Source organism: Haliscomenobacter sp. (genome assembly GCF_040403615.1).
In the GTDB taxonomy this organism is placed as follows: Bacteria; Bacteroidota; Bacteroidia; order Chitinophagales; family Saprospiraceae; genus Haliscomenobacter.
This window is the reverse complement of the sequence record NZ_JBBAKG010000035.1, coordinates 56,979-66,519: the sequence shown is the minus strand read 5'-3', so window position 1 is coordinate 66,519 and position 9,541 is coordinate 56,979. Positions and strand designations below refer to the sequence as shown.

The 9,541-nt window shown below is 47.8% G+C and carries 7 protein-coding genes; 3 read left to right on the top strand and 4 right to left on the bottom strand.

Going from position 1 to position 9,541, the window contains the following annotated elements; genetic code table 11:
* The 3 genes from ABW391_RS13270 to ABW391_RS13260 all read left to right on the top strand — a co-directional run.
* Positions 1 to 2,970 (top strand): DUF1553 domain-containing protein (locus ABW391_RS13270; RefSeq protein WP_353482360.1); only part of this gene is annotated, 2,970 nt, incomplete at its 5' end.
* Between the two features lie 217 nt (positions 2,971 to 3,187).
* Positions 3,188 to 4,693, top strand: a complete 1,506-nt coding sequence (locus ABW391_RS13265; protein ID WP_353482359.1) for a DUF1501 domain-containing protein — start codon at positions 3,188 to 3,190, stop codon at positions 4,691 to 4,693.
* A gap of 43 nt (positions 4,694 to 4,736) precedes the next feature.
* Positions 4,737 to 5,843, top strand: coding sequence for an NHL repeat-containing protein (locus ABW391_RS13260; protein ID WP_353482358.1), 1,107 nt, complete (start codon positions 4,737 to 4,739; stop codon positions 5,841 to 5,843).
* 42 nt (positions 5,844 to 5,885) lie between these two features.
* On the opposite strand, the gene ABW391_RS13255 is transcribed toward ABW391_RS13260, so the two are convergent.
* The 4 genes from ABW391_RS13255 to ABW391_RS13240 all read right to left on the bottom strand — a co-directional run bounded on the left by ABW391_RS13255 (position 5,886) and on the right by ABW391_RS13240 (position 9,526).
* Positions 5,886 to 6,344 (bottom strand): hypothetical protein, encoded by a 459-nt coding sequence (locus ABW391_RS13255; RefSeq protein ID WP_353482357.1) that lies wholly within the window; start codon positions 6,342 to 6,344, stop codon positions 5,886 to 5,888.
* Positions 6,345 to 6,389: 45 nt separating this feature from the next.
* Positions 6,390 to 6,941, bottom strand: coding sequence for a coiled-coil domain-containing protein (locus tag ABW391_RS13250; protein ID WP_353482356.1), 552 nt, complete (start codon positions 6,939 to 6,941; stop codon positions 6,390 to 6,392).
* 115 nt (positions 6,942 to 7,056) lie between these two features.
* On the bottom strand, positions 7,057 to 7,998 hold the full coding sequence (locus ABW391_RS13245; protein ID WP_353482355.1) for a tetratricopeptide repeat protein: 942 nt from the start codon (positions 7,996 to 7,998) through the stop codon (positions 7,057 to 7,059).
* Between the two features lie 538 nt (positions 7,999 to 8,536).
* Positions 8,537 to 9,526 (bottom strand): radical SAM/SPASM domain-containing protein, encoded by a 990-nt coding sequence (locus tag ABW391_RS13240; protein ID WP_353482361.1) that lies wholly within the window; start codon positions 9,524 to 9,526, stop codon positions 8,537 to 8,539.
* Positions 9,527 to 9,541: the final 15 nt, after the last annotated feature.

The window sequence follows — 9,541 nt, the reverse complement described above, 5'->3', positions numbered from 1 at the left end:
AAAGTAGCCATTGCCAAAGGCAGTTTGCGCCGCAGCGAAGTTTTCCACCGCATCATTTCCACCGATCCCGAATACTTGATGCCTTCGCCCAAATCGCACCTCAGTTTGAGCAAGCGGGAAAAAGCCATTCTGATCAAATGGATCAAAGATGGGGCTGAGTACCAGCCCCACTGGGCCTTTGTGGTACCTAAAAAAGGAAAAGTACCTCGGGTTAAACAGTCCGATTGGGTCAAAAATCCCATCGACAATTTCATCGGGCAAAAACTGGAGGAAGAAAAACTAAACCCTTCTCCAGAGGCACCCAAAGAAATCCTGCTGCGCCGTTTGTCTCTCGACCTTACGGGCTTGCCTCCAACCATGGCCGAAATCGACGCATTTCTAAAAGACAACTCGCAAAATGCCTACGAAAAACAAGTAGATCGCCTACTCAACTCCCCCAATTACGGCGAAAAGATGGCGGTAGATTGGCTGGATCTCGCACGTTTTGCTGATTCACATGGCTACACCGTGGATCGCCTGCGCGACATGTCGCCTTACCGCGATTGGGTCATCCAGGCTTTCAACAAAAATCAACCCTACGATCAATTCATCCAGTGGCAATTGGCTGGTGATCTGCTGCCCAAGCCCAGCAAAGACATGATCATCGCCACTGCCTTCAACCGCAACCATCCCCAAAACATGGAGGGAGGCATCATCGAGGAAGAGTTTCAGACCGAATACGTCATAGACCGTACCAATACCTTTGGGCAAGCCTTCATGGGACTTTCTCTGGGCTGCGCCAAATGCCATGACCACAAGTACGACCCGCTTTCGCAGCAGAATTATTATGAGATTTTTTCTTTTTTCAACAACGTAAAAGAAGCGGGGCAAATCTCCTGGAACAGTGCTACTCCTACACCTACCTTGATGCTGCCAACCGAAAAACAAGAAAAAATCATTCAATTCATCAAAAAAACCATTGCAACCCAAGAGGAAAAAATAAATCAGCTAAAAGCCCAAAGCAAGCCAGATTTCCAACAATGGCTGAAAACCGGAGCTTACCAGGCATTGGCCATAGAAAAAATCCCCCAAAACGGCCTGCAAGCCCATTACACTTTCGATGCTGACGATTTAAAAAACAACCTCAATCCCAAACAAGTCGGGATCATGAAGCGCGAAACGGGCATGACTGGTGACAAACCCGATTTTGTGTCCACCAAGTCCGGTAAGGCCCTGGCGATGGAAGGCGACATCTACCTCGACTTAAACGAAGTCGGTGTTTTTCGCAAATCGGAACCATTTAGTATCGGCATCAAAGTCAAAATCCCAAAAGGGCTCAAAGAGGGGGTCATTTTTCACAAAAGCAGTGCAGAACGTTTGTACAATTTCCGGGGCTATCATTTGTACCTCAGAAACGATCAACTGGAGATCAATATGGCGCATACCGCGCCTTCCAACGCCCTCACCAAAATCAGCCAGCAACCCGTGCCGCGCGATCGCTGGATCCAGTTGACCATGACCTACGATGGCTCCTCCCGGGCCAGTGGCTTCAATTTGTATCTGGACGGCCAAGCACTGGCCATGGAAACCACCATGGATCAACTGTACAAAGACATCATTTTCAATTCCGATCCCGAACTTGGTCTCCAAATCGGGGCCTGGTGGCGGGGTCTGGGCTTCAAAGGCGGCCAGGTAGACGACATCATCGTGTACCAACGCGAGTTAACACCGTTTGAAGTGGAGGTTTTGGCGCAGAAACAATCCTGGACAAGCATCGCCTCCAAACAACAGTCGAAACTGAACGCAGAAGAGACTGCCATTTTAAAAGATTATTACCAGCGCTGCGTTTCGCCCCATCTCCTCGCTGCGCAAAAGCAACTACGAATTAGCCGCACCGAACTCTCGGACTCCAGCGCACAAATAGAAGAACTGATGGTGATGCAAGAAATGCCCAAACCGAAAAAGACCTTCCTGCTCCGGCGTGGCAACTACGACATGCCAGGACAAGAAGTGTTTCCGAATACACCCGCAGCGATTTTACCTTTTCCGAAAAACTTACCCAAAAATCGCCTGGGGTTGGCGCAGTGGCTTTGCTTGCCCGAGCATCCGCTCACCGCTAGGGTGGCGGTCAATCGGTTTTGGCAAAACTTTTTCGGTACCGGTTTGGTCAAAACCGCCGAAGATTTTGGCAATCAGGGCGAGTTACCTAGTCACCTGCAATTGCTCGACTGGCTGGCTGTAACGTTCATGGAATCGGGCTGGGACATCAAGGCCTTGAACAAACTCATTGTGATGTCGGCCACCTATCGGCAAGATTCCAAAGTAAGCAAATCGCTGCGCGAAAAAGACCCCGAAAACCGCCACCTGGCACGAGGCCCAGCCTACCGCATGTCGGCAGAAATGATTCGCGACAACGCCCTGCTGGCCAGTGGTTTGCTGAACCCGAAAATCGGTGGCAAAAGCGTTATGCCTTACCAACCTGAGGGACTTTGGGAAATCAACAGCGCAAATTATGCGCAAGATACCACCGATGAAGTGTACCGCCGCAGTGTGTACGTCGTGGTCAAACGCTCGGTACCCAATCCTACTTTGGCCACTTTTGACGCAGAATCGCGCAGTTATTGTGTGGTGCGCCGCCAAAAGACGAATACGCCTCTTCAGGCTTTAGTGACTTTGAACGATCCTACTTTTTTGGAGGCATCCAAAGTATTGGGAGAGCAAATGTGCAGGATGTCCGACGTCCGCAAGGCCGTGGTTGAGGTATACCGCAGACTCACTGGACGGCAACCCTCTCTTGCAGAAGTTGACCTGCTACTCAAGTTGCAGCGCAATCAGGAGGAAAAATTCAGGCAACACCCTGAAAAAACAGAGGGTTGGTTGAAGGCAGGTCTGTTCGAAGTCGATAGCAGCTTGGATGTAGCCACCGTGGCCGCAAATGCCGTGGTAGCCAACACCATTTTGAACTCGGATGCCTGTTTGACGAGGAGGTAATAGGTTGACTTTGAGTTTTTTATAGGTAAAATGGAATATTGGTGCAGCTTCGCTGCTTTGTTTTTCCACCACCTAAGGCACCTCAGACACCTAAGAAACACCTAGAGATAAAATTACGCATTGACTCAGGTGAATCTTAGGTGTCTGAGGTGTCTGAGGTGGTGGAAAAATTAGGAATGGCGAAGTCAAGTATTGAATTTTTGAAAACACAAAGCACATGGGACAGCACGATCATGACCCTTTTCGACTCCATACTCCAGATTTCGAGCCCTTGAACAAACAATGGGATCGGCGCAATTTTTTGCTCAAAACCGCCATGGGATTGGGCGCGTTGGCCACTGGTACTTTGCTGAGTACCCGCACCAGCTCCGCTCCCATGTCGGCTTCTCCTGGCGTTGATTTTCAGCAAGCCGTGCTGAATGCCTTGCCGCATTTTGCCCCCAAGGCCAAACGAGTGGTGTACTTGTTCATGAGTGGCGGCCCATCGCAGTTGGAGACTTTTGACTACAAACCCAAGCTCCAAAGCATGCTAGGAAAAGACTTGCCCGACTCTGTGCGCAAAGGCCAACGCCTCACGGGCATGAGTGCCAATCAGAGTGCCTTACCCATCGCGCCATCTCTTTACAAATTCAACCAACATGGCAAAAGCCAGACTTGGGTCAGTGAACTGCTGCCGCATACTGCTCAAGTAGTTGATGATTTGTGCATCGTCAAGTCCATTTACTCAGAAGCCATCAACCACGACCCAGCGCTGACTTTTTTCCAAACCGGAAACCAGCTCCCTGGTCGACCTTCCATTGGTTCCTGGATCAGTTATGGCCTAGGTACCGATAATCAGAATTTGCCCACTTTCATTGTACTCGTTTCCAAAGATGCCCCCCGCGATCAGCCCTTGTATGCGCGGTTGTGGGGCAATGGGTTTTTGCCATCCGAGCACCAGGGGGTGCAATTTCGTTCGGGCAAAGACCCCGTTTTGTTCCTCAACAACCCGGAAGGCTACGATGGCCAGGATCGTTCCGAAATGCTGGGTTACCTCAAGCAGCTCAATCAGTTGCAAAACGAAGCTTATGGCGACCCCGAAGTCAATGCCCGCATTGCCCAGTACGAAATGGCCTTCCGCATGCAGACCTCTGTGCCAGAGGTGATGGACATTTCCAAAGAGTCGGATGAGGTTTTTGAATTGTATGGCCCGACCAGCCGTGATCAAGGAACTTATGCTGCCAATTGCATTTTGGCACGAAAATTATTGGAGAAAGATGTTAAGTTCGTCCAGTTGTACCACCAAGGATGGGACCACCACGGTGGTTTGCCCGCAGGAATGAAGCAGCAGTGCCAAACGATAGACCAGCCAACGGCGGCGTTCATCACCGACCTAAAAAGAAGAGGACTATTGGAAGATACTCTGGTCATTTGGGGAGGTGAGTTTGGGCGCACGGTGTATTCCCAAGGCATCCTCACGGCTGACAATTATGGCCGCGACCACCACCCGCGCTGCTTCACGATGTGGATGGCCGGGGCTGGCGTCAAAGCAGGGATAAGTTTCGGCGAAACCGATGATTTTAGCTACAACATCATCAAAAACCCAGTGCATGTGCATGATTTTCACGCCACGCTGATGTACCTGATGGGGATCGACCATGAGCAGCTGATTTACAAGTTTCAGGGCCGCCGCTTTCGGCTCACGGATGTACAAGGACAAGTAGTGAAAGGCATTTTGGCATAGGGATCAGTATGCTTAAAAAATTTTCATTCATCAATCATCAGATATGAACCCACGTAGAACATTTATGCGCAATGCTGCACTTGCTTCAGCAGCAGTGGTTGCCAGCCCAACTTTGGGCTTCTCCATTTTGCACCCAGAACTCCAGCCCGAAGAAACCATCATTGGACATGGTGGTTTCAAGTACAAAGTGGACAAGGGCTGGGCAAAAATCAGTGTCAACAGCAACCCCTTGTTCAATTGCCATGAAATGGTGCAGGACAGCAAAGGGCGTTTGATCATGCTGGGGGACAATACCCGCAACAACATTTTGATTTTTGACAAATCGGGTGCTTTACTCGATTATTGGGGCAGTTCTTTTCCCGGTGGCCATGGCTTGTCGCTTTCCAAGGAAGGCGGTGAAGATTTTCTGTTGATCGTAGATTGTGGCTATTACCAGGACAAATACGGCAGTTGGAAAAGCCAGGCTGGGCAGGTGGTCAAAACCGACCTTACCGGTCGCATCATTTTCACCATTGGCCACCCGCGTACAATTGGTATTTATAAGGATGATGAGCGCTTCCAGCCCACCGAAACTGCCGTTGCGCCCAATGGTGACATCTATGTGGCAGACGGCTATGGCTCTGATTACATCATCCAATACAACAGCAAAGGGCAATACATCCGCCATTTTGGTGGCCGCAACAACGCCAACAAGGAACACAACCTGGTCAATGCCCACGGCGTGGCGATAGACACCCGCGACAAAAACAATCCCGTGCTGGTGTGTACTTCTCGCGAAGAGACTTGCTTCAAAGTCTTCACGCTGGACGGCAAATTCATCAAGCGCATCGATATGCCTGGCTTGTACGTTTGTCGCCCGGTAATGGACGATACCAATCTTTATGCAGGGGTATGCTGGTCAAAAGATGCGGCGGGCAATCGGCAGGATGGCTCTGGCTTTGTAACCATTCTAGATGCCAACAATAAAATTGTCTCCAATCCTGGAGGTACCGAACCTACGTACAAAAACGGAGTGTTGTTGCCCTCAACGGCGTTGAGCAATCGCGTATTCCACCATGGTCACGATGTATGTGTGGACAATGACAAAAGCGTGTACGTATGCCAATGGAATGCCAACTTTACGCCTCCGGTCAAACTTACTCGGGTGTAAGGGACGGAAATCAAAAAAGAGACAGTCAGAATGTAACTTGATTTAAATCTCGTTACTAAGTTCCAAATCCATTTTGACCTTCATTGCCGTAGGGTGGTTGATAACCATCACTACAATGCCAACTCCGGCGATACCGATTAGAACGGTATTGGCGGTGAGCAGATAAAAAACAATGGAGGCCAAAGTGGGCCCTTCAATCAAAGCAAATTTGATGATGCTTGCCGAACGGTAATCGAGTAGTTTTTGATTCAAATCAGCAGCTGTGCGCAACATTTTCAGGCGTTGACCGAATAACCAGTAGCCAACAGCAGTACAAATGGTGAGTAAACCAGCAGCGATGTTGACAAGCAACGCAGGGTTTGGTGCATTAAATACTGTTGGATCTGGTTGGAGTCCAAAGTGAACAACCGCTAAAAAGAGGATCAATCCAAAAACCATGGCTGCGTGTAGGATGCGCAGGGAGTTCAGGAATTGGGCAAAGGTCTGGTTTGAAGTTTCCATTGTGTAATTATTATATCGAGTAAATAGGTTGATTCGGAGGAGTGCTCATTCTTTAGTGCCATCCGCATAAGTAATTTCTTTTACCACTACCCATGCTTTGTCTGCACAGTTTTTGCCGTAGGCGGCAGGAATTGGAATGTTGACGGTTTGGGTGGTCTCGGAGGTCAGGTTTAGAGGAAGCGTTTTTTCAAAATGGCAATTTGGAGAGATCTCGGTGCTGTTGAAACTAAAATCTACGGCGATAATGGTGGATACAACCTTTTTGGCTGCCGTATTTCTGAAAGTAATGCGCAGTTCTGGATTAAAATTGGCATCAAAATTTTTTTTCGCAGCAATTACCTTCAGCGGAATTCCTTCTGAATCGGCAGTATTGGTGGGCGTGATTGGCGGGTTTACTGCTGGGGTTTCTTCCTCGTCTTTGGTCGTTTGCAGTTCATCTTGCAGTGCTTCTTTGACTTGACGCAGACTATCTACTTCCCGTTGGAGTTTTTCAGTTTCTGGATCGATTGGATTTTTGGTGCCAAGTTGGCAAGAGAAACTGCCCAAAAGAAGAAGGGCATAGAGAAGGAGGGAATTGGCACAAACCGACTTTATCATGGTACTCGATTTTTGCCACAAGATAGCGATGATTTTGGGATTTCAGATTTTGGTAGCTCTTGCAGGCTTGAAAAAACCAGCCAAAATCTGAAATCACCACTCCGGTATATTTGTATTATCGCCCCTTAGATACTCCAGCTTTTTCAGCGGCAGTATGTACAAATTGCAACATATCGGCAGAAGGTTCAGTTGCGAGATTCCGCGCTTTATCTGCGGCCTGGAATGCTTCCTTGAATTTGCCATTGCCGTACAAGGCACGACCGTAGTTGTAGTATGCGGTTGGCTGCCAGGCGGCATTTGAATCATCGATATTGAAGGTCTTGTTGGTCACCAATTTTAATTCAAACTCAGCTTTTGCATATTCATTCAACTCAACATGGCATTCGCCTTTCATGCGGCGGGCGCGCCAGTGAATGGGTTGATGAGGAATGGATGTTTTGATGGCCATATCCAAATCGCTGGCTGCGGCAGCGTAGCTTTTTTGGTGCAGGCGTACAATAGCACGACCCATGTAAGCATCTGGGCTATGCGGATAAATATCAATGCTTTTTGAAAAATCGTACAATGCATCGCTGACATTGCCCAATTTATAGTTGACGTAGCCTCTGCGTTCGTAAGCCAGGGCATGGCGGGTAAATTTTGCGATGGCAGCACTCAACGCATCGCGGGCTTCAGTTTGTTGGCCTTGAACCAGCAATTCTCTGCCGCGCAAGTAGGATTGAACGGCAGTCTTGTCGCCTTTGGGCTCCAGAAGAGCATGTTCAACCAGAGAGCCACTGTCCAGCTTCCAGGCACCAATGTTGCCAGCTACGGCGTATTGAGAAATGGTCTCTAAAAGATGAACAGTATTGCGCCATGATTTTTCAGGGGCGGTTGGAATAATTACCCGAGGGATATCCAACATGCTTTTTTCAGATATGAAAATATCGATGGGTTTCAGCAGGATGTCATTTTTGTAATATGTTTCTGCACGTTGCTGAAACATATTCAAGACAAGATCAAATGTTCTGTCAGTTCCGAATTCCAGATGACCAGACAGGATTATTTTGAAAAGCATTTTTGCTGAATTTTAAAAGCCTCTTAAAAATATGGTTGCTTACTGTTCAATTGCGCTCCTTAAAAACAAATTCGTCACTGCGTTTTACTACAGGTAGTGTAGAGACAACAATTCACTAGAATCTGCGTTAACATCGTGATTGAGGCTAAGAGATTCGTGTAAGTGAAACACATCTTCGCTCATTCGCATTGACTCAACAAGCGACGGGTTGACATGTGTCAGCTAACTAAGGCGATTACTTTAGTGGTTCTCACAAATAATTCCCGCTGGTAGCTTTTGGAAGCTACCCTTCAATAACACTAAGTGGTAAATTCTGTAGTATTTCAAGCGATGTGAAGTTAAAGATCTAATCTTTATTCAAGTAATACAATTTTTTTTCATTAAATTTTCAAAACTTTACTTTTCTGTGATGAAACAGGGAGTGGCCAAATTTTGTGAAATTATCGTAATGAAAATGTTAGAGCAGGTTGAAAAAAACGGTACAGACATTCTAGGTATAAATGCAACACTTTAACCAAATAATATTTTGAGCATTTTTTTATGCCCAAACCTTGCAACCCTCGGTACAGTTGGTACAGATGTCAATTTGGTCGCGGCCTTTAAGGATATTTTTGCGGAATTCCTGATAGGGCTTTTGCTGCCAAACCTTTCGCAAGGATTGGTCTTGCAGGTTTCCCATCCGGTATTGTGCGTCTTTGTCAAAGCAACAAGGCACAACCATCCCATCCCAGGTAATCACGCAGGCATGCCACAGTTTCCAACAATGATTGAGCAATTTATTTTTGATGCGGTAGCTCCCATCTGCTTGTTTCCGATACCTGGAATATTGATCCTGAACCGGGATTAATGGATTGCCTTGGGAATAATCGTAGATCTGAGCCGTTTTTAGTTTGACTTCGTCAATGCCAATCTCTTTGGCCAGGCGGTAGATTTCGGGAATCTGGTGCTCATTGGGGCGCACCACCAAAAACTGAAAAATGAGATGTGGAGTTTTTGAACCCAATTGCTTTTTCCATTTTACCACGTTTCGAGCGCCCTGAAGGACCAGATCAAGGTTTCCACTTTTGCGGTACTGTTCATATACCTCCTGGGTGCTGCCATCTACCGAAATGATCAGTCGATCCAGGCCCGACTCGATGGTGCGGCGGGCATTTTCGTCACTCAAAAAGTGACCATTGGTGGACGTGATGGTGTAAATGCCTTTTTGGGAAGCGTACTTGACCATATCCAGAAATTCGGGATTGATGTACGGTTCTCCCTGGAAATAAAAAATCAGGAAATACAAATCGCGGTAGAGGTCATCAATGGTGCGGCGAAAAAAATCAGCACGCAAATTACCAGTAGGACGAGAAAAAGAACGCAAACCGCTGGGGCATTCCGGGCAACGCAGGTTACAGGCGGTGGTGGGTTCGATGGAAATGGTGAAAGGCACACCCCATTGAATGGGTCGTTGCAGCAGGCGGGTCAGGTAGTAAGACCAGAGTATTTTTGCAGCGTTCCAGATTTTACGTGGGGTTACCCATAGCATAAGCGGGTGGATTAG

Coding starts and splice junctions, on each gene's coding strand:
- ABW391_RS13260 (WP_353482358.1), top strand. CDS start 4,737: ATGAACCCACGTAGAACATTTATGCGCAATGCTGCACTTGCTTCAGCA.
- ABW391_RS13240 (WP_353482361.1), bottom strand. CDS start 9,526: ATGCTATGGGTAACCCCACGTAAAATCTGGAACGCTGCAAAAATACTC.
- ABW391_RS13245 (WP_353482355.1), bottom strand. CDS start 7,998: ATGCTTTTCAAAATAATCCTGTCTGGTCATCTGGAATTCGGAACTGAC.
- ABW391_RS13265 (WP_353482359.1), top strand. CDS start 3,188: ATGGGACAGCACGATCATGACCCTTTTCGACTCCATACTCCAGATTTC.
- ABW391_RS13250 (WP_353482356.1), bottom strand. CDS start 6,941: ATGATAAAGTCGGTTTGTGCCAATTCCCTCCTTCTCTATGCCCTTCTT.
- ABW391_RS13255 (WP_353482357.1), bottom strand. CDS start 6,344: ATGGAAACTTCAAACCAGACCTTTGCCCAATTCCTGAACTCCCTGCGC.